The 24,601-nt window shown below is 40.8% G+C and carries 22 protein-coding genes and 1 pseudogene; 12 read left to right on the forward strand and 11 right to left on the reverse strand.

Annotation, left to right across the window (positions count from 1 at the left end; all coding sequences use genetic code 11):
- Positions 1–9 precede the first annotated feature (9 nt).
- Both F986_RS16045 and F986_RS16050 read right to left on the reverse strand, forming a co-directional pair.
- Positions 10–1,167, reverse strand: a complete 1,158-nt coding sequence (locus F986_RS16045; RefSeq protein ID WP_017397110.1) for a hypothetical protein — start codon at positions 1,165–1,167, stop codon at positions 10–12.
- A gap of 184 nt (positions 1,168–1,351) precedes the next feature.
- Entirely contained in the window at positions 1,352–1,609 is a 258-nt protein-coding gene (locus tag F986_RS16050; protein ID WP_004696895.1) for a hypothetical protein, read from the reverse strand.
- 423 nt (positions 1,610–2,032) lie between these two features.
- Between F986_RS16050 and pepN the strand changes: the two genes are divergently transcribed.
- Both pepN and F986_RS16060 read left to right on the forward strand, forming a co-directional pair.
- Positions 2,033–4,642, forward strand: a complete 2,610-nt coding sequence (gene pepN, locus F986_RS16055; protein ID WP_004696897.1) for an aminopeptidase N — start codon at positions 2,033–2,035, stop codon at positions 4,640–4,642.
- Between the two features lie 247 nt (positions 4,643–4,889).
- Positions 4,890–5,105, forward strand: coding sequence for a hypothetical protein (locus tag F986_RS16060; RefSeq protein ID WP_004696898.1), 216 nt, complete (start codon positions 4,890–4,892; stop codon positions 5,103–5,105).
- 66 nt (positions 5,106–5,171) lie between these two features.
- On the opposite strand, the gene F986_RS16065 is transcribed toward F986_RS16060, so the two are convergent.
- Both F986_RS16065 and F986_RS16070 read right to left on the reverse strand, forming a co-directional pair.
- Positions 5,172–5,615 (reverse strand): universal stress protein, encoded by a 444-nt coding sequence (locus tag F986_RS16065; protein ID WP_004696899.1) that lies wholly within the window; start codon positions 5,613–5,615, stop codon positions 5,172–5,174.
- Positions 5,616–5,700: 85 nt separating this feature from the next.
- A complete protein-coding gene (locus F986_RS16070) occupies positions 5,701–6,144 on the reverse strand; it encodes a universal stress protein (RefSeq protein WP_004696902.1) in 444 nt (147 codons plus the stop codon).
- Positions 6,145–6,445: 301 nt separating this feature from the next.
- Between F986_RS16070 and F986_RS16075 the strand changes: the two genes are divergently transcribed.
- The 3 genes from F986_RS16075 (at position 6,446) to F986_RS16085 (ending at position 8,449) form a co-directional block, all read left to right on the forward strand.
- Positions 6,446–7,459 carry an alpha/beta hydrolase gene (locus F986_RS16075; protein ID WP_004696903.1) on the forward strand — a complete coding sequence of 338 codons (1,014 nt, stop codon included), beginning with the start codon at positions 6,446–6,448 and terminating at the stop codon, positions 7,457–7,459.
- A gap of 82 nt (positions 7,460–7,541) precedes the next feature.
- Positions 7,542–7,886: a DMT family transporter gene (locus tag F986_RS16080; RefSeq protein WP_026056386.1), complete on the forward strand. Its 345-nt coding sequence runs from the start codon at positions 7,542–7,544 to the stop codon at positions 7,884–7,886.
- A gap of 5 nt (positions 7,887–7,891) precedes the next feature.
- Complete coding sequence (locus F986_RS16085; RefSeq protein ID WP_004696906.1) at positions 7,892–8,449, forward strand: TetR/AcrR family transcriptional regulator; 558 nt, start codon at positions 7,892–7,894, stop codon at positions 8,447–8,449.
- 67 nt (positions 8,450–8,516) lie between these two features.
- On the opposite strand, the gene F986_RS16090 is transcribed toward F986_RS16085, so the two are convergent.
- The 4 genes from F986_RS16090 to aceR form a co-directional block, all read right to left on the reverse strand.
- Entirely contained in the window at positions 8,517–9,692 is a 1,176-nt protein-coding gene (locus F986_RS16090) for a benzoate/H(+) symporter BenE family transporter (RefSeq protein WP_004696908.1), read from the reverse strand.
- A 125-nt stretch (positions 9,693–9,817) separates the two neighbouring features.
- A complete protein-coding gene (gene leuE, locus F986_RS16095; RefSeq protein WP_004696909.1) occupies positions 9,818–10,468 on the reverse strand; it encodes a leucine efflux protein LeuE in 651 nt (216 codons plus the stop codon).
- A gap of 70 nt (positions 10,469–10,538) precedes the next feature.
- The gene (tal, locus tag F986_RS16100; protein WP_004696911.1) at positions 10,539–11,525 is read right to left on the reverse strand and encodes a transaldolase; all 987 of its coding nucleotides are present in this window, start codon (positions 11,523–11,525) and stop codon (positions 10,539–10,541) included.
- Positions 11,526–11,617: 92 nt separating this feature from the next.
- Positions 11,618–12,505 carry an HTH-type transcriptional regulator AceR gene (gene aceR / locus F986_RS16105; protein ID WP_004696913.1) on the reverse strand — a complete coding sequence of 296 codons (888 nt, stop codon included), beginning with the start codon at positions 12,503–12,505 and terminating at the stop codon, positions 11,618–11,620.
- Between the two features lie 99 nt (positions 12,506–12,604).
- Between aceR and aceI the strand changes: the two genes are divergently transcribed.
- Both aceI and F986_RS16115 read left to right on the forward strand, forming a co-directional pair.
- Positions 12,605–13,030, forward strand: coding sequence for a chlorhexidine efflux PACE transporter AceI (gene aceI, locus F986_RS16110; protein WP_004696918.1), 426 nt, complete (start codon positions 12,605–12,607; stop codon positions 13,028–13,030).
- Between the two features lie 217 nt (positions 13,031–13,247).
- A pseudogene (locus F986_RS16115) lies at positions 13,248–14,362 on the forward strand (OmpW/AlkL family protein).
- A 129-nt stretch (positions 14,363–14,491) separates the two neighbouring features.
- On the opposite strand, the gene F986_RS16120 reads toward F986_RS16115, so the two are convergent.
- Positions 14,492–16,009, reverse strand: coding sequence for an acetyl-CoA C-acetyltransferase (locus F986_RS16120; RefSeq protein WP_004696926.1), 1,518 nt, complete (start codon positions 16,007–16,009; stop codon positions 14,492–14,494).
- A gap of 240 nt (positions 16,010–16,249) precedes the next feature.
- On the opposite strand from F986_RS16120, the gene F986_RS16125 reads away from it, so the two are divergent.
- The 5 genes from F986_RS16125 to dnaX all read left to right on the forward strand — a co-directional run bounded on the left by F986_RS16125 (position 16,250) and on the right by dnaX (position 22,848).
- Positions 16,250–17,641 (forward strand): 3-oxoacyl-ACP reductase, encoded by a 1,392-nt coding sequence (locus F986_RS16125; RefSeq protein WP_004696928.1) that lies wholly within the window; start codon positions 16,250–16,252, stop codon positions 17,639–17,641.
- 149 nt (positions 17,642–17,790) lie between these two features.
- Positions 17,791–18,645 carry a MaoC family dehydratase gene (locus F986_RS16130; RefSeq protein WP_004696930.1) on the forward strand — a complete coding sequence of 285 codons (855 nt, stop codon included), beginning with the start codon at positions 17,791–17,793 and terminating at the stop codon, positions 18,643–18,645.
- A gap of 68 nt (positions 18,646–18,713) precedes the next feature.
- Positions 18,714–19,964, forward strand: a complete 1,251-nt coding sequence (locus tag F986_RS16135) for a serine hydrolase domain-containing protein (protein ID WP_004696932.1) — start codon at positions 18,714–18,716, stop codon at positions 19,962–19,964.
- A 71-nt stretch (positions 19,965–20,035) separates the two neighbouring features.
- Positions 20,036–20,491, forward strand: coding sequence for a copper resistance protein NlpE N-terminal domain-containing protein (locus tag F986_RS16140; RefSeq protein WP_004696933.1), 456 nt, complete (start codon positions 20,036–20,038; stop codon positions 20,489–20,491).
- A 260-nt stretch (positions 20,492–20,751) separates the two neighbouring features.
- Positions 20,752–22,848, forward strand: a complete 2,097-nt coding sequence (gene dnaX / locus F986_RS16145) for a DNA polymerase III subunit gamma/tau (RefSeq protein WP_004696934.1) — start codon at positions 20,752–20,754, stop codon at positions 22,846–22,848.
- Here dnaX and F986_RS16150 read toward each other — a convergent pair.
- Positions 22,841–23,284 (reverse strand): acyl-CoA thioesterase, encoded by a 444-nt coding sequence (locus F986_RS16150; RefSeq protein ID WP_004696935.1) that lies wholly within the window; start codon positions 23,282–23,284, stop codon positions 22,841–22,843. The genes dnaX and F986_RS16150 overlap by 8 nt on opposite strands.
- A gap of 52 nt (positions 23,285–23,336) precedes the next feature.
- Complete coding sequence (locus F986_RS16155) at positions 23,337–24,497, reverse strand: iron-containing alcohol dehydrogenase (RefSeq protein ID WP_004696936.1); 1,161 nt, start codon at positions 24,495–24,497, stop codon at positions 23,337–23,339.
- Positions 24,498–24,601: the final 104 nt, after the last annotated feature.

Here is a 24,601-nt window from a genome sequence, read left to right on the forward strand (position 1 = left end):
TGGATGCCCTTATTTGGTGAAATAGTGGTCTTGATGCTTACATTTGCGACAAAATAAAGTCACATATTGGTCGGCATCATAATCTACGGTGAGCTCATTTGAACCGCAGTACATACAGCGTTTTTGTGAGTAGAAACTCAAACGTGGTTCAATTTTTTGCCATGAACGAGAGACAGGCTGAAAGAAAATGGCTTCGTCATAGCCTAAAAATCGGAAAAATAAGACTTCGCTCATTTTGCTGAATGGTAGGTTATGCGGTCGAGGCAGCGTTGAAGTTTCCCATTTTTCAGCCACACTGCGTTCACGATATTGTTGTAAGGTTTTTTTCAACAAGTTGGTATTGATGAAGTTTTCATTTCTGGGTTGTAAGGCTTTACGTTCATATAAATACTCCAATGCAGTTTGGATTAAATAATAAATTTGTCCGACCGCGAGTACATCGAGTAAACGATAACAAAACACTTGGAAGCTGTTATTTCCTGCAATTTGAATGCCCCAAGTGCGGCAGTAAAACTGCATAAATTGGATAATTTCCTGATAGAGCAATTGGTACAAGGCATTTTTGACTTCATCCGCGGTCTTAAAAGGCACACCAAGGCTAAGATTTTCATAGAACCAATAACGTAACTGCTGAGTAACACTAAATAGGCTGGGTTCAGAATAGCCGTCCAAACGCACATTAATATAGTACTGATGGGCTTCACTGGCAAAATCTTTGGCAACGAGGATTTGTTCTTTTACCAGTTGTTTGACGAGACTATTTTGAAAGAGATAATTGGGAGTGATGCTAAAATATTTGATCTGTTCCCAATCAATAAACTCTTGATGCTGTGTATGTTCTTGTGCGTAGTCATCTAACAGGGCCAATAAAAATAATTTATGCATAAAACTGAGTTGACCCAGTTCAAACTCATAAATGTCCTTGGTTTTGGTTTTACGTTGTTCTTGCTGACGAGTTTCTTTCAATATTTTTTTGCGCTGCGCTAAGCAACTGTCGCAGTGGCAATTTAGATTTGAATTGCTAAAAACACGATGTTGGCAGTGGCTACATTCATGAAAGTTAATTTCTTTGTCGTATTGTTCAGCATCCACCCAAAACATGGCCGCCTGACAAAGTGGACAAGGCGTGCTTTCATCAAGTTGTTTGTGCAAAATTTGAAGCGACATAAGATGAATTTGAGACTCAGGATTTTCTCAAATTATACACGCTAAAATTTCAGAAAGGCGTTGTAAATTGCAGTGTAATTGAACAAGCAGAGGTGCTTTGTAAACGCTAGACGGGTGAAGCAATGCAGTGGCGAATATAGGGCAAAAAAATACGGCATGAACCGTATTTTTAGACCAGTAGAATTTAAACGGGGCAAGGTAGAGAGTCATCTTCCATACCTAATTTTTTAGCTTCAATCATGGCTTGAACTTTTTTGCTCGGCAACTTTTTACTCCCTAGTGTGTCGTAGTGATTTAAAATGCTACTGACATCGTGTGCTTGTAAAGGCATTCCTTCACAGCTCATGAACAGGGCAATGACTTTATGATCAATTTTTGCAGCATGCATGGCTTGCAGCATTTTTATATTTTCGACGCGGACGATATGGTCTTTTAAGTACATCTCACACCTCTATTTGTTTTGCTTAAGTTTTATCATGCGCTATGCATATTTAGATACAAGCAAAAACTGTGCACAAAATGTAGCCGATTTGAAAATTAAGTTAGATATTTGAAAAGAGCTGGCTTTATATCTTATCGATGTCTTTAAGTTTGTCAGCGCTAGAATGGTAGAGAGCTAATGGCACTGTTTAAGTGTAAAGGCTGGTGCAAATATTGCTAAACAAGCACGGCACGATAAGGGCGTTGACTGTTTCTTATTCACTTGGTGCAATCATATGAGCGGGATAAGACAAATAGAATTGAAAAGCCTATTCAACGTGCCCATATAATTATCATTCAACATACACAGACAGCATGGCAAACTTGTCGTATGATCAAAACATACACAATATAAAGCTGTAGACCAATAGCATTAGGACATGACATGAATATTGCGGCAAATCCAATTATTGAAGCAGATCAAACCGTCTATTTAAAAGACTATCAAAAACCATCTTTTTTAGTAGACAGCATTCACCTCGATATTCAAGTCTATGATGAGCATAGCCAAGTTGATGCTGTACTGGAGCTGACGCGCCAAACTGAGGGTGATTTGGTTTTACTTGGGCGTGATTTAGAGCTGAAAAGTTTGGTGCTGAATGGTCAGCAACTCAGCCAAGAGCAATATGTACTCGATGCTGAGCAGTTGGTGATTTGTAATGCACCAAATCAGATCAAGCTTGAGACATCGGTGATCATTCATCCTGAGTCAAATACACAACTTGAAGGTTTATACCAAGCCGCATCAGATTTGTTTGTTACCCAAAATGAGCCTGAAGGATTCCGTAAAATTACCTTTTACCCAGACCGTCCAGATGTCCTTTCAGTTTTCACCACCCGTGTAGAAGCTGACAAAAAATATCCAGTGCTCCTTGCTAATGGTAACTTGATTGAAGCGGGTGAGGCTGGCGAAGGCCGTCACTATACCATTTGGCAAGATCCAACCAAAAAACCAGCGTATTTGTTTGCTTGTGTGATTGGTGATTTGGCTGTTCTAAAAGATCATTATGTGACCTCTGAAGGCCGTGATGTGGCTTTGGAAATTTATGCTGAAGAAAAAGATATTCCGAAATGTCATATTGCGATGGAAGCCTTAAAGCATTCAATGCGTTGGGATGAAGAACACTATGGTCGTCCCTATGATTTAGACAACTATATGATTGTGGCTACCAGTGCTTTCAACATGGGGGCGATGGAAAATAAAGGTCTCAACATTTTTAATACGTCATGTGTTTTGGCGGATGAAGAATACACGACAGATGCCGCGATCATGCGTGTACAGTCGGTGATCGCACATGAATACTTCCATAACTGGACAGGTAACCGCATTACTTGCCGTGATTGGTTCCAATTGTGTTTAAAAGAAGGCTTAACGGTTTTCCGTGATCAATCTTTCTCAGAAGATTTACAGTCTGCTGCGGTTCAACGTATTGACGACGTTGCGGTACTCAAAGCGCATCAGTTCCCAGAAGATTCAGGCCCATTGTCTCATCCACCGCGTCCAGACCATTTTGTGGAAATCAATAACTTTTATACTGCAACGGTCTACGAAAAAGGTGCGGAAATTAACCGCATGATGGCAACCTTATTAGGCAAAGAAAAATTCCGTAAAGGAACTGATGAATACTTTGAACGCCATGATGGCCAGGCCGTGACAGTTGAAGACTGGGTAGCCGCTTTAACCGCAGGTTCAGGCGTAGATTTATCCAATTTCTTAACATGGTATAACCAACCGGGTACACCCAAGTTAGAAGCTGAGGGGCACTATGATGCTGCTGCACAAACTTATAGCTTAAACTTTAAGCAAAGTTTAAAAGCACATCCTAAGTATCCGAATCTAAAAGCTGTTCCAATTCCTGTCGCTTTAGCACTGTTCGATGCTGCAACAGGTGAGCAATTGGTTTTAAAATCTGATAGCTTATTTGAAAATGCAGTCAAAGACGGCGTGTATCTTTTTGATCAAGACCAAGCCAGCATTGTGTTTAGCAGTTTAAGTGCGAAACCTGTCGTGTCATTACTGCGTAATTTTTCTGCGCCCGTCAATTTAGAATTTAACTATACCGATGAAGAGTTGGCGTTCCTGATTCAATACGAAACCAATGGTTTTAACCAATGGCAAGCAACGCAAACACTGCTTGAGCGTATTTTACTCAATGGTCATGATGCGCATATTTATATTCAAGCCATTAAAAACACGCTGCCAGATCTTGTTGAACAAGATCCACTCTTGGCATCACGTTTATTTGATGTGCCAAGTGAAGGTTATTTAGGTAGTCGTATTGACACTGACTACGAACCTGCGAAGATCCAAGAACAGCGTAATGCTTTAATTGAAAAACTGGCACGTGAGTTAGGTGATTTCTGTAAAGACACGTATTTGGCTTTAGACCCAGATTTGCAAAAAGAGTTCTCACAAGCCATGGGAGTCCGTGCGCTAAAAAACATCATGCTCAGTATGATGGCACGTCAAGGTGATGAAACCGCTTTTGAACTGGCATATCAGCAATATGAAGCTACAGCCAATATGTCTGAACGTTTAGGTGCCCTACGTGTCTTGGTTTGGAATGATGCACCGCAAGCAGAAGCGGCTTTACATGATTTTTATCAACGTTTTAAAGATGAGGCTTTGTCACTAGATCAGTGGTTCACACTTCAAGCGGCACATCCTTGTGCTACGACGGAAACCATTCAATACCTCACTTCACATGCCGATTATGATTTGGGCGTGCCGAACCGTATTCGTTCAGTGAGCGGTGGCTTAAATGCAAACCCAGTGAACACATGGAGTTTTGGTGTGGATCATTTTATTGGACTAGCAAAATATTTAGATGAGAAAAACCCAATAGTTGGTTCTCGTTTACTTCAGGTTTTGTCACGTTGGTACACATTGGCAGAGCCACAGCGTAGCGAAGTGAAAGCAAAGCTTGAGGCTTTAAAACCACAAGTGAAATCTAAAAATGTCAGTGAGACTTTGAGTAGCATGTTAAGTATTTAAGTGATCTACGCATAAAAAAAGCCAGTCTACTGACTGGCTTTTTTTATGCAAACTGAAGAATGACAGCATGAAGAGCTCACATTGGTATTTTTCTAAATAATGAACATTCATGTGAATAGTGTGAAATGAATCGCATTTTATGGGTATAATGTTATGGCATAACAGATGATTAGCTCAATATTCTGTATTTTTTTCGGCTTATGTATACAGGCTATTGGGCAGACAAACATGTAGAGTGTAAACAGATATGTTAGTTAAAATTGAAGATGGGTTTTATTTAAATACCGTTCATATTATTGCTATTCGTATTGCGAAAAGTGCTGAACTGGGAACATTTCAAGTCAATGTTGAGTATAGCCCGCATAACCATCAGGCTTCGGGTTTATTTCAAAAAACTTTTATGCAACAGTCGGCAGCAGAGCATTATTTGCAAAATTTGCATCAGCAGATTAGTAAAAGCTAATGAAGTGAACGAGTTCTGCTAAACAAAAAAGACTGCTTTGGCAGTCTTTTTTGTTTAAAACAATACTTAAACTTTTACGATCAGCACAGGTATCGGAGACTGTGTGAGAACATTTTGCGCCACACTACCTAACATCATCTTTTTAAAGCCTGTACGGCCATGTGAGCCCATCAAAATCAGGTCTGCACCGACTTCATCGGCCACATGAATAATACCTTCAGAAGGAGAGATGCCGCGAATCACTTTGGTATCCACCTCAATTTCATCACGGTCAAATGAGAGCTTTACTTCGGCTAAACGGTCTTGAGCGACTTTTTCAGCATGTAGGAAATAGTCGGTGATGGCTGGTGCAACTTTATAGAAGTCGACACCGACAAATGGATCGACCGCAATCACACTCATGAGCGTTACACGACTATTTAAATCTTTGGCTAACTCAAGTGCTTGTTCAACAGCAGCATAAGACATCGGGGATTCATCGACGGCAACCAAAATGTGTTTGTAGCTCATTATTTTCTCCTTAAGGGTACGTCTTTTTGCGGATCATTTTGCAGTACATGCGAAATCAGCTCACATAAAGACGCGTTATGGTTGATTAAGCTTTAACAATGAGAACTGGGAGCTCAGTAGACTTGAGAACATCTTGAGCAAAGCTGCCTAATAGGAATTTTTGAAAGCCTTTACGGCCATGTGAACCCATCACAATCAAGTCATTTTTTAGTGAAGCAGCCGCTTCGACCACAGCATCCTCAGAGACTTCACCTTTGATGATTTTAGACTGAGCTGTCACACCTTGTTCTTGTGCAATTTGAACTGCATCCTGAAGGGCTTTCTCAGCATTGTTATAGGCTTGTATGAAATAGTCTTTCATGATTGGAGACGTATAGTAAAAATCAGCATCTTTGAGAGGGTCTTCAGCAACTAAGCTAATCAATGTGAGTTGACTGCCAAAAACTTTGGCAATTTCAGCCGCTTGCTTAACCGCAGAAAAAGAAATTTGTGAACCGTCAACAGGGACTAAAATATGTTGGTAAGCCATCAGAGGGACTCCTTTTTGTATAAGATTTAGTTCTTGATTTATTGATAACACACTGCCATTAAATGTTCAATTTTGATCGGGCTAAAAATTGAAAATTCATGAAATTTAAAGAAAATAATTCAAAAAAAGCCGATTTACGTGTCCAAAATCTTGAGTGAAAAACTCAAGTTTCAGATTTAAAGCAATATTCTTTAAAAGATGCTTCTAGTGTTTAAATGAGGCTGAAATGTGACCTGTTTAATCATGCGGTGTGATAGAGATTGTATTAGAATCATTTGAAAAAAGGGTGGAGCCGAACAGTATGATTTTTCAATCAATAATAAAAGTACTTAGTACTGTTTTCATGATTGTGCTATTGAGCGCGTGTCAAAGTGTAGAAAAGAACACCAAACTGATTGCGGGTACATTTAACACAGCAACCAATATTCAAATGAAAATGCTGGATCGCTTTGCGCCTCCCGATGTCATCATACACAATAATATTCTATATCAAGCCAGCCCTGAGCTGAATATTGATATCTATCAACCCAAAAATATTGAACAATTAAACGCAGTGCCCACGGTGGTTTGGATTCATGGCGGCGGATGGGTTTCGGGCTCAAAAGAGCATGCACGAGGTTATTTCAAACTTTTGGCCAATCAAGGCTTTAACGTGGTCTCTGTACAGTATCAGTTTGCACCTGAGGCGATTTATCCCACTCAGTTACAGCAAGTCGATCATGCACTGAATTTCTTACAATTGAATGCTGCTCAGTATCATATTAACCCGAACCAACTGTATCTAGCAGGAGACTCTGCTGGAGCCAATATTGCCAGTCATTATGCTGCGCTTTTGACGAATCCAACATTTGCTCAAGCATCCAATTTTAAGCCGAGTATTCAGCCGAAGCAGCTTAAAGGGCTAATTTTGCACTGTGGTATTTATGACTTATATCGCTTTGTGAATACAGCACCTGAGGAACTTAGGCTTATTGAATGGGGCGTCTATAACCTGGTTCAAGCTTATACGGGGGAGCGTAAAGAGGATGCAGCTTTTTTAAAGTCAATTTCAACCAGTGAACATATTACGTCACAGTATCCACCTGTATTTATCAGTGGGGGAAATAAAGACTTTTTAACCAAGAGCCAGTCTTTACCTTTCGTCGAGGTGTTGAAGCAGCATCAGGTTGCAGTGACGGAGGCTTTTTATCCAGACTCTAAGGAGTTTTTGGTGCATGAATATCAGTTCATGATGAGCAAACAAGCGAGTCAGATCACCTTTGATCGAACCATTGATTTTATAAAACAGACCTCAAGGTCGGCCGAAACAAAATAAAAAAGTATACAGAAAGACTTGTTTAGTTTTTGCTATTTTAATAACATACCGACCGTTCGGTATGTTTATTATTGAGTTCCTGATGAATCCTATATTAATGGCTTATGCTTTGCTGGCGATGGCAATTATTTCTGAAGTGATTGGTTCGACTTTTTTGGTAAAGTCGGAAGGTTTTACCAAGCTATTGCCTTCACTGGCGGTGGTGGTTTTATTTTCGTTGGCATTTTATTTATTGTCTCAAGTGATTAAAGTGATTCCATTGGGTATTGCTTATGCGATTTGGGCTGGTGTTGGTATTGTTTTAACCGCTCTGATTGGTTACTTTGTTTTCCGACAAAGCCTAGATTTCGCAGTAATGATCGGTATTGCACTGATTGTTTCTGGTGTGGTCGTAATTAACTTATTTTCAAACTCAACAGGGCATTAAGTTCGATGCAACAAGCAAGTCCACGTAAAAAGGCACCAGAACAGGTTCGCCAAAGTATCCTACAACATGCGATCTGTTTGGCTGCTGAAAAAGGTGTGACTGGGGTTTCCATACAAGCTGTGGCTGATTTGGTTGGTGTGAGTAAGGGCGGGGTTTTTCATCATTTTCCAAACAAACAAAAGCTACTTGAAGCGATGGTTGTGGAACAGCTTGAACAATTAGATCGTGTTGTTGATGAGTTGATTAGCCAAGACCGAGATCGTTTTGGTTGCTTTACCCGAGCCTATATCGAGATTACTTTGGAAAAGCAGGTACTAGGTTTAGAGCATTCTTGGTCAGCTATTTCGATGATTATGCTGACGGATCGTACCTTTAATGAGTATTGGATTGAGTGGCTAGAAAAACGTTTAGCGCGACATCAGGATACAGACAATGATTTGGAGCTTAAAATTCTACGCTATGCTGCGGATGGCATTTGGCTCACAGCATTTACTGAGGTGGAAAATTTGTCTGAGACGATGCAGCTTAAGCAAGAATTGATTCAACGAAGTTATCAGCATTAATTTTTCAAGTTAGCAATATTTGAAAATAAAAAAAGCACCCTCGATGGGTGCTTTTTTATATGAGGGCTTAAACTTTTTTGGCTTTAAACTTAAATATAAGCATAACTGCAAAACCAAAGAATAGTCCCCAAAAGGCAGAACCAATGCCAAAGAACTGTACCCCAGATGCGCTGAATAAGAATGTCATGAGGGCTGCCTCACGGTCTGATACCGCTTCAAATGCAATCGCGATGTTATGACTAATCGTGCCAAACAAAGCAATACCAGCCAAGGCTGTAATAAAGATTGCAGGGAAAGACAACAAAAGACTGGTCAGGGTTGCTGCGAATAGTCCCATTAAGATGTAAAAGAAGCCGCAGCTCATGCCCGCAATATAGCGTTTTGATGGATCAGGGTGAACTTGTTCATCTAAACTGACGGCTGCACTAATTGCTGCGGTATTGACACTATAACAGCCAAAAGGTGCGAGTAAGGCTTGAGCGGTACCTGTCCATCCAATCAATTGATTGACATGTGGGTTATAGCCATAGCTTTTAATCATGGCAATACCCGGTAAGTATTGGGATGCCATATTGATCACAAACAAAGGTAGCGCTAAACCTAAAATAGCAGACATGCTGAACTCAGGCGCCATCCAAACAGGTTGTGCTAAGCTCCAAGTGATTTGAGGCGTGTGGAAGTCTAAGAATAACGGACAGAGCAACAAGCCTGCAATGACTGTAATGACAATGCAATAACGTGGGGTAAGTCGCTTAGAAACAATATAAGCCGCCAGCATGGATAAAATAAAACCCCAATGGTCTTGCATACTGGCGAACAATGAAATACCAAACTTCAATAACACACCCGCCAGCATGGCACTGGTCAGGCTTTGAGGGATATACGTCAGTACTTTTTCAAAGATACCGAAAAAGCCCAAAATGGCAGTAACCAAACCACAGACCAAAAATGCGCCAATCGCTTCATGCAAACTATAACCACTGCCTGTCGCAATAATTAAGGCCAGTGCTGCCGTAGACCATGAGGTCGATACAGGATATTTAAGTTTCCAAGATAAAAGCAGGCCACTCAAACCAATACCTAGACCTAAAGCCCAGAACCATGAGTTGATTTGCGCGGTATTTGCACCTAAGACTTGGGCGGATTGAATGACCAAGACTGAAGACACACTAATGCCAATGAGGAAGGTAATAAAACCTGCGAATACAGCTGGAACTGAGAAATCTTGAAATAATTTTTGCATGAAGATCAAAACATAATCTGAATGAGTGAAAATTACTATTGTTCGAGGATCATACGCTGGTTCTTGAAAAATAAAACAGCACACTATGGATTTTTTATCGAAAATAATGAGATTATTCACGAAAATTACAGTGTAGAAAGTGCCAGTTTTAAGCCGAAGCCACAAAACAGCAGACCGACGGTCGCCACCGCAACGGCTGCAACTTTAAACTGACGATTGAAATAGCTCGCCAGCTTAATACCTGAAAAAATCAGGATACTAAGATAGGCCATGCTGATGATTTGTAGAATAATGGAAAGTAAGGCAAAGCTCAGTGCTGGGTAAGCATAATTTGGGTCGACAAACTGAACAAAAAAAGACAGATAAAACAAAATAGCTTTTGGGTTTAAAAGGCTAATGGTCAGCGCTGAACGAAAAGGATGTAAGGTTTGCAACGTACTCTGATCTGTACTTGCTGCAAGCTGTTGTGGGCTAGAGTTCCAGGTTTTGACTCCTGCAATCAAGAGCTTTATACCTAAATATGACAGATAAAGTGCGCCTACAATTTTTAATAAAATAAACAGCCAAGGAAAAGCATGTAAAAGAGATGCTGCACCCAGCACGGTACATAGAATGAGGATCAAATCGCCTGTGAAAACACCTAATGCACCCCAGTAACCTGTCTTAATACCAAATCGTGAGGCAATGGACATCACATAAAGAGAATTTGGGCCTGGCAAAATCACAATTAGAATTGTACCGATGATATAAGTACCGATGTCGATAATACCAAACACAACGTATTCTCAATAAAAAAGCCGATGTTGCATGATAACAAAATCGGCTTTTAAAAGAAGAAAAATCAAGTTAAGCTGAAATTTCTTCATCTAAACCAAAAGACTGACGTAACAGTGTGTTCAGCTGTTGACGAGCTTTAATAAATCCATCAATACCCCCTTGTAGCAGTTGCGTTGCCATGAGGTCATGTTCAATTTGATCTCTAAACTCAGTTTCACCGAGTACGTTAAGTGCAGTTGTCGCTGGTGCAATATCACTTGCTGACAGTTGTGCTTTGACTTCACGCGTGTCTTGTTCAAGTGCAGCCAATAAATTAGGTGCAACAGTCAGCAGGTCACAGCCAGCTAGTCCCAACACTTGGTCAATACTACGGAAGCTTGCGCCCATAATTTCTGTTTCAACCCCATGTGCTTTATAGAACTGGTAAATTTGCTTCACAGACAGTACGCCAGGGTCTTTTTCAACGGGATAGCTGTCCACGCCTTCGGCCTTTTTGTACCAATCTAAAATACGTCCAACAAAAGGTGAGATTAAAGTGACATTTGCTTCCGCACAAGCATGTGCTTGATGCACACCAAACAAAAGCGTTAAGTTGGTATGGATGCCTTCAGCTTCCAGCACTTTCGCTGCTTGAATGCCTGCCCATGTCGAAGCAATTTTAATTAAAATACGATCTTGATCTACGCCGTAGTTTTTATATAGCGCCAGCAGCTCTTTGGCTTTTTCGATGGTGGCATTAGTATCATAAGACAGCGCGGCATCCACTTCTGTGGAAACACGACCTTCGATCAACTTGAGAATTTCAACACCAAATTTGACGGTAAGAATGTCGATTGTGCGTTCAATAAGTAAGTCATCTTCGAAGCCCTCCGCTTTAGCTTGAGCGAAAGCGTCTTCAATCAACTCTTTATTTTCAGGTTGACTTGCAGCAGCTGTAATTAGAGAAGGATTGGTGGTTGCATCGAGCGGGCGAAATTGGTTAATCGCCGCTAAATCGCTACTGTCGGCAACAATGGTGGTTAAGCTTTTTAATTGGTTTAATGCGGTTTGTGTCATTGATCGTTAGTTCTTAAAGTTATTACCCGTAAAATATTTATAACACAAACTGCTTTTAACCCAAGTAGATTCGGACGTTTTAACAGCAGTTATTATACTTTTTTACGCTGATTTCGGATGTATTGGATTAAAAAACGCGCAGCCGCGCCCAATTCACTTTCGCGACTCCAGACCAAGTCCACAAAATATTCAAACTTCGGGGTGAAATCTAGCAGATCTAATATTTTGAGCTGTTTTTTGAGCTGAGGGTTTTCATTCAACATTTCTAAGGGTAAAACACCCCAACCAAAGTTTTGCATGATTAAAGCGCAAGCTGAGTGATGGTTGTCTGTCCGCCAATACTGTTTGGAATACAGCAATTCTGGCTTAATGCTTTTATCGCGACTGGCAACCACGATTTGACGGCTATGTTGAATTTGTTCAAAGCTGACTTGTGGAAATTGAGCCAGAATAAAGTCCTTATTGGCGACGGGAACTAAAGTTTCGAGTTTTAATTCTACAAACTGTTCGCTGCTTTCCAGTTGCTCACGTTCAAACATCAGCGCCAGTTGTGCTGTGCCGTTGAGTAACATTTTCTGCGCATCTTCTTGAGGTGCAGAAAAAATATTGATTTGTAGACTGGGAAATTCGGCCTCTAATATCGCGATGTAGTCGATCCATTGCATATGTAGAAGCTCAGATACCACTACAATGTTGAGCGAGGACTCCAAACTGTGGCTTAGGGCATAGGCATGCTGTTTCCATTGATTCATTTCGGTCAACAGTTGCTCGGTCTTTTCGTACAAAGTCATGGCTTGCGCAGTTGCTGTGGGCTCACGTCCTTCACGTAAAAAGAGTTGTAAGTTTAAGTCTATTTCCAAGTTAGCAATTGACATACTCACGGCCGATGGTACTTTACTCAACTTGCGTGCAGCAGCTGAAAATGAGCCTGACTCAATGACGGTTTTAAAAATAATCAGTTGCTCTTGATTGATATTCATAATTTTCTATCTTTCAATTTTATTGAAAGAACCTAACTCGATTAATCAATATTATAAAAATAAACTAGCCAACATCCAATCATGAAAGAGTAATTAAAAATGTTGATTTCCAAAAGAAGGATTATTCATGCGCTCAGCTATGAAATCATCCTATTGGTGATCATTGCTGTTGCCTTAAGTTTCATATTCCATATGCCTTTAGAAGTCACAGGTGTACTCGGTATTGCCATGGCTGTCACTTCGGTCATATGGAATATGGTGTTTAACCATTTTTTTGAAAAGTTTGAAGCGAAAAGAAAGCTAAAAAGAACCATCGGTGTGCGTGTTCTTCACGCGATTGGTTTTGAAGGTGGTTTGATGCTTGCAACCATCCCAATGGTCGCATATGCAATGCAAATGAGTATTTGGCAAGCCATCGTGCTCGACTTCAGTTTAACCATGTGTATTTTGGTTTATACCTTTATTTTCCAGTGGTGTTATGACTGTCTAGAAGAACAGTTAGGCTACAAACCAAAATATCATTAATAATTAATTAAAAAATCCATTAATTAGTCATAAAGGCCTTATCTGATAAAGTAAGGCCTTTATTGATATTAAATACTTTATATTTTAACAAAAGATAAAAATTGATCACAATTTGATCGTATAAATAACTCCATTTATTACATAACTTCTAAATATAAAAACAAAGATGTGTTTTTATAAAACTTAATAAAAAATATATCGTACAAGGAGTTAGACGATGAAAATAGGCGCTTTAGTTATATCTATAGCTTTACTGAGTGTTACACAGTCAGGCTTTTCAGCTACAGGTGGAAGTTTTAAACGGTTTTCTGTTTCTGCGGGGTGGTTACATGCTATGCCTCAAGGAAAGGCCAATCCATTTAATATTTGGACTCCAATTGCAAATGGTAGGAATGCAAATATTGGATCGGTCTCATTGAATGCTGTTGTTAATTCAATTGATCCTTCGGATGTAAATGCAGATGCTATGAAAAGTATTCTTAATATGCTTGGAGATATATATAAAGAAAATCCGAACGAACCTGAATTGAGCCAGTTCTTTGAGTTAAAAAATGTGAATGGCACAGATGAGGTCTATTTAAAAGATGCTTTGTCAGGTAGTGCAGACTTATACGGTTTAGAACAATGGACAGCAGGGGGAGTGGCCTTGAAGTTCAAGATGCAGATACGCTCGGTTTAATGATGAATTATTATGTAAATGATAATGTTTCATTACAGCTGATTGGAGGAATACCGCCAAAAGTCGATATTAAAGGAAAAGGAGAAATATTAGCGCCTATGTCAGGTATAAGCCATACAGGTATAGGTCTTGATTTGCCTTTAGCACAAGATATTCCAATTACAAATTTAGGAAGTAAGTCTAAAGTTGCGACAGTCCGTGCTTGGACTCCTGCATTTGAAGCACAATATCAGTTTGGTCAGTCTGGGATAAATAAATTCCGCCCATATGTTGGCTTAGGCATCATGTATGCACATTTTGGTAGCATTAAAGTGAATGGAGAAACCAAGGCTGACTTAGTGGCAGCAGGCCATATGATTCAAAATATTCTAGATGGGAAAGCTGGAGCCGCTCTAGATCGGGGGCAATCAAGTGCATCCCCTTATGTAAAAGTAAAATCTGAAGATGCCTTTGCTCCAATCGTAAGTCTTGGCGCAACATATGACATAACTTCTAATTGGTACGGCGTGGCGTCTGTTTCATATTCAAAATTAAATAATAAAACGACGATTGATGTTATAGATAGAAATACAGGAAATCGTTTAATTCATTCTTCTACTAAAATCGATATCGATCCTTTAATTACTTACCTTGGTGTAGGTTATCGTTTTTAATCTAATCAGCGAAGAAGCATTTAGGAATGCTTTTTCTAACCATAATGTTTCATTTCAGCTATAAAAAATAAAAAGACCCTTGGAAGTACAATTTCCAAGGGTCTTTTTTTCAAAAGTGAAAACAGTTAATTATTTTTCAATAATTGCCGTTACACCTTGGCCACCAGCAGCACAAATTGAAACAAGTACGCGACCTGAACCTTTTTGGTTGATCAGCTTCGCAGCAGTGGCAATGATACGGCCACCCGTTGCAGCAAATGGGTGACCTGCTGCAAGTGAAGAACCTTTTACGTTGAGTTTAGTGCGGTCAATTGAACCGAGTGGAGCATCTAAACCTAAACGGTCTTTACAGAATTTTGGATCTTCCCATGCTTTCAAAGTTGAAAGAACTTGCGATGCAAATGCTTCATGAATTTCGTAGTAGTCGAAGTCTTGAAGTTTAATGCCAGCGCGCTCAAGCATACGTGGAACTGCATAAGCAGGTGCCATCAATAGGCCTTCTTTTTTCTCAACGAAATCAACAGCAGCCGTTTCTTGGAAGGTTAAGTAAGCAAGTACTGCGTGACCGTTTGCTTTCGCCCACTCTTCGGACGCTAAAAGCACACAAGACGCACCATCCGTAAGTGGTGTCGAGTTACCTGCGGTCATGGTACGCGCATCACCTTTACCAAAAGCTGGTTTGAGCTTAGCAAGTTTTTCAACAGTAGAGTCAGCACGTAAGTTGTTGTCACGCTCTAAACCTAAGAATGGTGTGATTAGGTCATCGAAGAAACCTTCTTCGTAAGCCGCAGCCATTTTTTGGTGTGAAGATGCAGCAAGTTCGTCTTGTGCTTCACGTGCAATACCCCATTCAAGCGCAGTAATAGCTTGGTGATCACCCATAGAAAGACCTGTGCGTGGCTCACCATTTTTCGGTGCATCCATTAAGTCTTTTAGGTTGATTTTTGTTAAAGCTTTTAAACGGTCTTTACCCGTTTTTGCAATGTTGAGTTCAAGCAATGCTTTACGTAAACCATCACCAAACGCAATTGGTGCATCAGAAGTCGTATCTACACCACCAGCAACACCCACTTCAATTTGGCCCAGTGCGATTTTGTTGGCAACTAAGAAAGCTGCTTGTAAGCCAGTACCACATGCTTGCTGAATATCGTAAGCAGGTGTTTCTGGTGCAAGTGCAGTGTTTAATACACATTCACGGGTCATGTTAAAGTCACGGCTGTGCTTAAGAACAGCACCAGCAACCACTTCACCGAGGCGTTGACCTTGAAGGTTAAAACGTTCAACAAGACCGTTTAGCGCTGCTGTGAACATATCTGTATTCGAAGCGGTGAAATATGCGCCATTTGAGCGAGCGAAAGGAATACGGTTACCACCGATAATAGCCACGCGGCGAACAGTGTTTTGACTCATGGTTTGATCCTGTTGAACAGCAGTTTGAGTTTTTGGTTTTGAAGCATTTGTAGAAGAAGCAGGGCTTTTACTACGAGTTGACGCAGCACGAGTGCGAGTCGGCTTAGTCGTATTATTTACTGATTGGGTTGTTGTGCCAGTACTTTTAGTTCTACGCGGTGTACTTTTTGATGTATTTGACACAGTTTCCGTAGCAGAATTTTCCACTGCTGGATTTTCTTGAGTTGTTTTGCTCATAAGGCTTTTCCAAGCATGTTAATCTATTCTTAGGGTGTACATTAGCATATTATAAAAAGGGCTGAATTGACTAGAATGACATTGCAACAGGCTTTCAGGTCAAGACATATCATCTATAACTCAAGTATGATTCTATAGAAACCGATGGAACTATTGAAATATAAGACTCTAGACATCACTTTGAAGTTAAAAGGATATCTTTGAATCCATCAACAATTAATTTGTATGAGAGATAAAAACATGACTGATCAATACCAAACATTCGCAAAATCTCCGATTGGTAAATTTGTCATTAAAAATTTGGGTTTACCTGCACCAACTTTTTTAGACCGTTTTGAGTCAGCAACGCCTGTGATTAAAGGTGCTGTTTTACTGGGTGCAGCAACAAACAGTTCATTGTCTAGTGCAATTGCGCAAGTTTTGGCAAATGTTCACGCCAATAGCTATGCAGGTAACAATGCACAGTTACAGCAAGCTGCGGCTAAAGTGGGCTTAAACTTAAGCGCATTTAATGCAGGCGACAAAGAGTCTAAATTCAAAGTTGTTATTTTTGATGCATCTGGCATTGAGTCATCAGAACAACTCAATGAGTTATATAACTTCTTTAACCCGATCGCACGTCAAGTGGCTGCTTCTGGTCGTGTGATTGTGGTAGGCACTACCCCTGAAACTGCGGGTAGCGTGAAAAAAGCGATTGCACAGCGCTCACTTGAAGGTTTTGTGAAGTCTGTCGGTAAAGAGTTTAAAAAGGGTATTGCAGCACATTTGATTTATGTGGATGCAGGTGCAGAAGCAAATCTTGAGTCAACTTTACGTTTTGCAGCATCTCCACGTTCTGCTTATGTCTCTGGTCAAGTGATTCGCGTATCTAAAGCTGATGTTGTAGATGTAGATTGGGCTAAACCACTGGCAGGTAAAACGGCTGTAGTAACAGGTGCGAGCCGTGGTATTGGTGAAGCGATTGCACATGTCTTGGCACGTGATGGTGCGCATGTGATTTGTTTAGATGTACCACAGCAACAAGCAGATCTTGACCGTGTTGCAGGTGAGATCGGTGGTTCAACACTGGCAATTGATATCACGGCAAACGATGCAGGTGAAAAAATCAAAGCTGCGGCAGCCGCTCAAGGCGGATTAGATATTATCGTGCATAACGCAGGTATTACTCGTGACAAAACGTTGGCAAATATGAAGCCTGAGCTTTGGGACTTGGTGATTAACATTAACTTGTCTGCGATTGAACGTGTGAATGATTATTTACTTGCGAATGAGGGTTTAAATGCCAATGGTCGTATTGTTTGTGTATCATCAATTTCAGGTATTGCGGGTAACCTAGGTCAAACTAACTATGCTGTGTCGAAAGCAGGTGTAATTGGTGTAGTTAAATTTACTGCTCCAACGTTGACGAATGGCATTACCATTAACGCCGTTGCGCCAGGTTTCATTGAAACCCAAATGACCGCTGCAATTCCATTTGCAATCCGCGAAGCGGGTCGCCGTATGAATTCGATGAGCCAAGGTGGTTTACCTGTAGATGTTGCTGAAACCATTGCTTTATTTGCAGCGACAGCATCGACTGGTTTAAACGGCAACGTGGTACGCGTTTGTGGTCAAAGCTTGTTGGGTGCTTAATTTAAAAGCTTGAATTTATCTCTCCTTTAGAGGGGGATAAATTCTTTATATTATAAGTGGGATGGTGTTTCTCCCTCATCCTAACCTTCTCCCTGAGGGAGAAGGAGCTTTCAAAAAATATTGAAATAAAAACTTCTCAAAGGTTCAGTATGAAGACTCGCCATTTTAGTCAACTTCCAAAACCATATATGGCTTATCCGAAAGTCATTCAAGGTTTGATCTTTAAAAAGCCAAAAGGTGAAAAAGTCTTACCGCAGGTTGAGTATGTGGTGGATTCTTTTAACGTCGATCAAAAGCATTTGAAAGCTTATAACCAAGTGTGTGGCTTTAAAAATAATGGTTATATTCCTGCGATTTATTTGGCCGTATTATCGCAAAGCCTACAAATGCACATGATGGGGCAAGAGCCGTTTCCATTTCCTGTGCTAGGTTTGGTACATATTCGCAATCAAGTCAAACAAATGCGTAAAGTTGGCGTTAATGAAACCCTCACTTTATCATGTAAATATGGCGCGCTTGAGCCACATGATAAAGGTGTTCAATTTGATTTTATTACCACAGTGAAAGTTGGCAATGAAGTGGTGGTTGAAGCATTAACCACGTATTTAGCACGTCAAAAGACCGATGGTAAAACAGCACAAAAATTAGTTGAAGCAACGACTCCAGATTATCAGCCGAATGCAGTCTGGGAAGTCTCTGAAAACACAGGTCGTCGTTATGCAATGACCTCGGGCGACTTCAACCTCATCCACATTCATGCGGTGACAGCAAAAGCCTTTGGTTTCAAACAAGCCATTGCGCACGGCATGTGGAGTAAGGCGCGAGCATTGGCTTCGATCACATTGCCTGATGCTTATGAAGCGGATGTTTGGTTTAAACTGCCGATGTATTTGCCTTCAACGGTCGATTTTATGACCACGACAGAAGGTGTAAATACCGCTTTCTTAATTCGAAATAGTAAGAATCAAAAACCGCATGTGACGGGACAGGTCAAAGCACTATAACTTTAAAAAGCCCAGTTTAGATTACACTGGGCTTTTTTATGTCAGCTTAAAAATACAAGGATGTGTAAATGAAAATTTTAAAACAATATTTACAAGCGAATCCGAACCATTACCAAGGCTATGTTGACCCACGTTTTCAAAGTGTTGCCCATTTGTTTAGCCGCTTGCAGGATGCTCGTTCAGCATATGGTGGTGCAGCCTGTGTTTTATATTTTCAAGGTGAAAAAGTTGTCGATATCTATACTGGTTTAGCAGCGGTAGATTCTCTTTGGCAGGCCAATACCATGTCGGTGTGTTATTCGACAGGCAAAGGCGTGCTCGCAACCTTGGCGCATATTTTAGTCAGTCAAGGTGTGCTGAGTTACGATCAACCGATTGCGGATTATTGGCCTGAATTTGCCCAAAATGGCAAAGGAAAGATGACGCTAAGACATGTGCTAAGTCATCAAAGTGGATTATTTGATATCCGTAATAACATTGCCGATGCAACAGAGATGTTGGATTGGGCACATATGTTAGACGTATTTGAAAAGGCACAACCACGCTTTGCAATTGGTGAAGATGCTGCTTATCAACCTTTGTCATTTGGTTGGCTGGTCGGTGGTGCTTTGGAAAAAGCAACGGGGAAACGTTTAACGGAACTCTTCCAAACCTATTTAGTTGAGCCACTTGAGCTAGATGGGGCTTACTTTGGTGCACCCAGTGCTGAATTAAAACGTATCGCACGACCTATTACTCGTCCTGTACCTGTCCAATCAAATCAGAAAAGTCCAACGAAGGTGCGTAAAGTTTCATTGCTGGATAAAGCGATGCAGTGGTCAGGGCAAGATCCACAAGACTTTCAAGATGGCATGATACCCAAAGGCATGAAAAAGGTCAGTTTTTATCATGATGATGCGATTCAGGCGATCATTCCTGCTGCAAATGGTGTATTTACAGCCAATAGTTTAGCCAAAGTGTATGCGATGCTATCTCAAAAAGGGATTTGGGAAGGTCAGCAGCTGATTCGCCCTGATGTGTTTTCTGAATTGAGTCGAGTGCAATATACCTATCGAGATCGCGTGATGCCGATACCTATGCATTGGCGCTTGGGTTATCACCGTATATTAACCTTAGGAAAAACTGCAGAGCAGGGTTTTGGTCATATGGGCTTTAATGGTTCAGGGGCTTGGGGCGATGGTGAGCGAGGCTTGAGTTTTGCTTATACACATAACTTTGCTACAGGTTCTTTAACTGGGGATTATCGACTATGGGCTTTGAGCCAAGAAAGTTTACGCTGTGCAGATGAGATCTTAACAGGCAAAAAAGGCTGGTTTTGATAGGTCTGAGATTTAGTCATCGTCTAAAATATGTTATGTTCGTCGCGGTTTAGGTTTTGAATATTTGTGACATGAAGACTCCCATTCTTATCCCGCTGGTTGCTACAGGATTATTGTTAGGTTGTTCCGAGGCGAATCAAACGCAACATGATCAGTCTAAACTTCAAGTGGCAGAACAAAAGCAGATTATTCCTGCGTGGGTTGGGAGTTATCAGGGGACAACGCCGTGTATGGGGTGTTTGTCCCGTTGTGAAGACTGTCCGGGTATGGCAGTTGCACTAGAGTTGCATGAAAACAAGACCTATACCCTAAAACGAGAAAGTTTGAGTGGGCATAACGAAATCGAAACTTTGACTGGAGCACTTCGTTTTAATGCTCAAGATCAGCACAAGGTAGAGTTGATGAACGTGACAACGCGAAACTTACTTTATATCGATTTAGAAGATGGTGTTTTAGAAATACGTGAAGATGTGACTGGAAAAAAATACCAAATGCAAAGTGATTTTATTTTGGCGAAACCGGCTTAATTTTCTAAATAGTCGTATTTTAGGAATTCATTTTAATATTTGCACCTTTTTACTTTTCCAGAGCTTTCACTTTATTTCAAATCTATAATCTAAATGCATAAATAACTTGAGATAGAGAGTGGGATAAAAATGGAGCTAATGGTTTTTGAATTATTGATCTAAATCAGGTTTGTAGCTTAGAAATGAGAGAACGGAGTGAAGTAATTCATTCACTCTTTGGCAAAAAAACAGTATGCTTAGACCTATAAAAAGGAGCATACATGTATCAAGTACTTGCACGGAAATATCGTCCTCGCAATTTTAATGAGCTGGTGGGTCAAAACCATGTTTCTCGAGCGCTAACCAGTGCTTTAGAGCGCGGGCGTTTGCACCATGCTTATTTATTTACAGGAACGCGTGGGGTCGGAAAAACCACGATTGCCCGTATTTTGGCGAAGTGCTTGAACTGTGAAACAGGTGTGACTTCGACGCCATGTGAAGTTTGCCCAACCTGTACCGCCGTGAATGAAGGCCGTTTTATTGACTTGATTGAAATTGATGCGGCATCACGGACTAAAGTTGAAGATACGCGAGAGCTTTTAGACAATGTTCCTTATGCGCCGACACAAGGTCGTTTTAAGGTCTATTTAATCGATGAAGTGCATATGCTGTCTACGCATTCTTTTAATGCTTTACTCAAAACATTGGAAGAACCACCTGAACATGTGAAATTCCTTTTTGCAACGACAGATCCGCAAAAGCTCCCAATTACCGTGATCTCGCGTTGTTTGCAATTTACACTACGTCCGTTGGCTGTAGATGAAATTACCGAGCATCTGGCTAATATTTTAAATAAAGAAAGCATCCAAGCCGAACAAGATGCGATTTGGCAAATTGCAGAGTCTGCCCAAGGCTCATTACGTGATGCGCTTTCTTTGACAGACCAAGCGATTGCTTACGGTCAGGGCGCTATCCAGCACCAAGATGTCAAAGAGATGTTGGGTTTAATCGACCGTACCATTATTTATGATCTGATCCTTGCGATACATCAAAACCAGAAACAACGGGTGAGTAAGTTGCTGATGCAATTCCGCCAGCAAGCCCTGGATGTATCTTTAGTTTTAGATCAGCTGATTTCGACTTTACATGAGTTGGCATTACTACAATATTTGCCAGAACTTAGTCTCAAATATAGTGATGAAATTAATAAAAAAATCATGCAATTGTCTCAGCAGATTGCTGCACAAGACTTACAACTTTATTACCAAATTGCATGTAAAGGGCGTGCTGAATTACAGCTAGCAGTCACACAAGAGCAAGGCTTTGAAATGTCAGTGCTGCGTATGTTAGCGTTTCGTCCATTACAACCGAATGAAGTGTTGGTGGCTCAGACCAATAGCGCTGTAGTTGAATTTGTACAACAAACGGCAATACGGAGTGCTGATCCAGAAACGGCTTTGCAGCAAGATGCTCAAGGCACAGACGTTGATGCGGCATTTGAAGATACTGCAATAACTCAGAATGTAGAACTTGAGTTTAAGTCTGAACTTGATGATGTCGCTCTTTCAGAAAGTGCCGAAGATAGTAAACCACTAGTGGATGCATCTCAGCAATCTGATCAAATCGTTTTCGATCCTTCCAGTGATGAAGTGCTATTCGATTTAGATGAAGCAGACGAATTTAATGCGCAAACTCATGACGAGGAGCCCAATAGTGATGATTTCTTATTTGATGAAATTGTACCGCTAGACCTAGAAACTCAAAATGACGCATCCGTTGAACCTGCCGCAGTAATAGCTGAACCTGCTGTGCAAGCGAAGTCGTTTGATTTAGCAAATGAAGTGCTGTCTGCTGATAGTGTACAGGACACCCAAGTTGTAGAAAATGAAAGCCTGCAAACTGTTGCCGCTATTGTAGAGCCCGTTCAACCTGAACAGGTTTCAACTGCATCAGCCGATTTAATGCCACAAGATATTTTACAACTTCAACCGCAGCAGTTAGTCGGTGAGTGGACGGTGGAGAAGTGGGAGTACTGGTTCAGAAGCAGTGGCTTATCACCCGCGGTACAAGAGTTGGCTCAGCAAGGTTTAATGGCTGGGCAAATTAATGCCGAGTCTGTGTTTATGATTCCGCAGCGTTATGAGCAACTCCTCACCCAGTTACGTCATGTCTTGGAAGATGCGCTCAAAGCTGAATGGCCTCAGACGCGTTTTGATGTGAAATATGCAGAAGTTGAAACAATTACCCCGTACACCATGCAGGCGCAGCGCAAGCAAAGAGCATTTCAACGTGCGCATGAATTACTGCAAAACGAAGATACGGTCAAAGGCCTTGTACAAACTTTTGATGGTGAATTGCAGAATATCCAACTTAAGTAATGCCATGGCTTAAGTAGTGGCGCAAAGCACTCCGCATTTCAGATGGAATCGGGGTGCTTTTGCGTGTTTCACGGTCTACAAAGACATGAACAAAATGTCCTTGAGCTGAAGCAGTTTCTTGACCAAATTTGAAAATGGCAAGTTCGTAAGTGAGTGAAGAGTTCCCTATTTTGGCAATAGTCACACCAACATCAATAATCTCAGGATAAGACAACTCATGTAAGAAACTGCATGCTGAGTCGACCACTAAACCAATAATAGGGGATTGGTGAATATCAAAATTTGCTTTTTCAATCAGTAAGGCATTTGCGGCAGTATCAAAATAACTATAGTAGGTGACATTGTTGACATGGCCATAGAGGTCATTGTCCGACCAACGTGTTTGAATCGGTAGAAAATAATGAAATTGGTCACGTGTCTTTGCAGCTTGTCTCATCGATATCATCCTTAAAAATCATCTTATAAGTAGCCTAAGTTAATTATATGGTTTAGCTGTAAATGGCTTGATAAATTTCGCGTGCCTGTTGCCATTCTAGTTCTCTTGGGTTGTTTTGTAGTAGGCGTGTTTGCAACATGGCATCGGTTGCAAGCTGGTCTAGACTATGTTCAGAAACATTCAATGCTTTGAGTTTTAAGGTTAAACCGCTACGGTCCAAATGGTTTTGCATATGATCGACGAAAAGATCAGAAAGACCATCGGTACAGCCTGTACTTTTTGGGTCGAGCCAGCAGATCAGTTCCGCATAATGTTGCTTAGCTTGAGGTAGATTAAACTTTAAAACCTCTGTCAGCACTAAGGCATTACTGTGTCCATGAGAAATGTGAAAATGCCCACCCAATGGATAAGCAAGCGCATGAACAGCACCTACTGGGGCATTGGCAAATGCTTGTCCTGCCAACATCGAACCGACCAACATATTTTGTCGAGCTTCTAAATTTTGACCATCTTCTAGCACCAAACTGAGGTTTTGATTCAGCAGTTTTAAAGCCTGTTTCGCCAACATGTCAGCATAGGGATTTTTCTTGATTTTAGAAGTATAGGCTTCAATCGCATGTACCATCGCATCAATGCCTGTAGCAGCACTAATATGACGCGGCAGGTTTTCAGTAAATGTCGCATCCAAAATCGCGACATCGGCAAAAAGAACGGGTGCTACGATTCCAGTCTTTGTCGTTTCACCTGTGGTGACGATCGAAATTGGTGTGACCTCAGAGCCTGTCCCTGCAGTGGTAGGGACTAAAATTAAGGGTAGACGAGGTGCTTGGACATTATTTACCCCATAAAGATCGGCTAACTTTTGCTGCTGTGCAGGATGGCTGAGGATGGCAATAATTTTTGCAACATCCATAGAGCTGCCGCCACCAAAGCCTAAAACGATATCTACCTTTTGCTGTTTGGCATAATCAACCGCATTTAAAATAATTTGTTCACTCGGATCTGCTTCAACCTCACTGTAAATACTGTAAGTGAGCGAGAGATCTTCTAAAATTTCCAAGATGGGAAGGTGAAGCTGATGCTTTAACATGCCTGCATCTGTAACCAATAACAGATGTTGATAAGGGCGTACTGTTAAAATGTCTCTGAGTTGCTGAATGCTGCCTAAGCCTGAAATAATATTCGGCACAGTTTGAAATTGAAATTGGTTCATAACAGCATCCTTTTTTATATCTTATCCAACAATATTGTTTTGTACTTCTATAGGATTCATCCTCTAAATAACTTAACATAAGACACTTGAAAATAAAGCTGTTT

It is taken from the genome of Acinetobacter johnsonii CIP 64.6 (assembly GCF_000368045.1).
GTDB classification, from domain to species: Bacteria; Pseudomonadota; Gammaproteobacteria; order Pseudomonadales; family Moraxellaceae; genus Acinetobacter; species Acinetobacter johnsonii.

Excerpts from the sequence above, each read along its gene's own strand:
- F986_RS16135 (WP_004696932.1), top strand. The coding sequence starts at position 18,714 with ATGAAAATTTTAAAACAATATTTACAAGCGAATCCGAACCATTACCAA.
- F986_RS16045 (WP_017397110.1), bottom strand. The coding sequence starts at position 1,167 with ATGTCGCTTCAAATTTTGCACAAACAACTTGATGAAAGCACGCCTTGT.
- F986_RS16070 (WP_004696902.1), bottom strand. The coding sequence starts at position 6,144 with ATGGCTTACCAACATATTTTAGTCCCTGTTGACGGTTCACAAATTTCT.
- F986_RS16140 (WP_004696933.1), top strand. The coding sequence starts at position 20,036 with ATGAAGACTCCCATTCTTATCCCGCTGGTTGCTACAGGATTATTGTTA.
- F986_RS16120 (WP_004696926.1), bottom strand. The coding sequence starts at position 16,009 with ATGAGCAAAACAACTCAAGAAAATCCAGCAGTGGAAAATTCTGCTACG.
- F986_RS16075 (WP_004696903.1), top strand. The coding sequence starts at position 6,446 with ATGATTTTTCAATCAATAATAAAAGTACTTAGTACTGTTTTCATGATT.
- F986_RS16090 (WP_004696908.1), bottom strand. The coding sequence starts at position 9,692 with ATGCAAAAATTATTTCAAGATTTCTCAGTTCCAGCTGTATTCGCAGGT.
- F986_RS16065 (WP_004696899.1), bottom strand. The coding sequence starts at position 5,615 with ATGAGCTACAAACACATTTTGGTTGCCGTCGATGAATCCCCGATGTCT.
- F986_RS16060 (WP_004696898.1), top strand. The coding sequence starts at position 4,890 with ATGTTAGTTAAAATTGAAGATGGGTTTTATTTAAATACCGTTCATATT.
- aceI (WP_004696918.1), top strand. The coding sequence starts at position 12,605 with ATGTTGATTTCCAAAAGAAGGATTATTCATGCGCTCAGCTATGAAATC.
- F986_RS16130 (WP_004696930.1), top strand. The coding sequence starts at position 17,791 with ATGAAGACTCGCCATTTTAGTCAACTTCCAAAACCATATATGGCTTAT.
- F986_RS16125 (WP_004696928.1), top strand. The coding sequence starts at position 16,250 with ATGACTGATCAATACCAAACATTCGCAAAATCTCCGATTGGTAAATTT.
- F986_RS16080 (WP_026056386.1), top strand. The coding sequence starts at position 7,542 with ATGAATCCTATATTAATGGCTTATGCTTTGCTGGCGATGGCAATTATT.
- dnaX (WP_004696934.1), top strand. The coding sequence starts at position 20,752 with ATGTATCAAGTACTTGCACGGAAATATCGTCCTCGCAATTTTAATGAG.
- F986_RS16050 (WP_004696895.1), bottom strand. The coding sequence starts at position 1,609 with ATGTACTTAAAAGACCATATCGTCCGCGTCGAAAATATAAAAATGCTG.
- F986_RS16085 (WP_004696906.1), top strand. The coding sequence starts at position 7,892 with ATGCAACAAGCAAGTCCACGTAAAAAGGCACCAGAACAGGTTCGCCAA.
- tal (WP_004696911.1), bottom strand. The coding sequence starts at position 11,525 with ATGACACAAACCGCATTAAACCAATTAAAAAGCTTAACCACCATTGTT.
- F986_RS16155 (WP_004696936.1), bottom strand. The coding sequence starts at position 24,497 with ATGAACCAATTTCAATTTCAAACTGTGCCGAATATTATTTCAGGCTTA.
- pepN (WP_004696897.1), top strand. The coding sequence starts at position 2,033 with ATGAATATTGCGGCAAATCCAATTATTGAAGCAGATCAAACCGTCTAT.
- aceR (WP_004696913.1), bottom strand. The coding sequence starts at position 12,505 with ATGAATATCAATCAAGAGCAACTGATTATTTTTAAAACCGTCATTGAG.
- F986_RS16150 (WP_004696935.1), bottom strand. The coding sequence starts at position 23,284 with ATGAGACAAGCTGCAAAGACACGTGACCAATTTCATTATTTTCTACCG.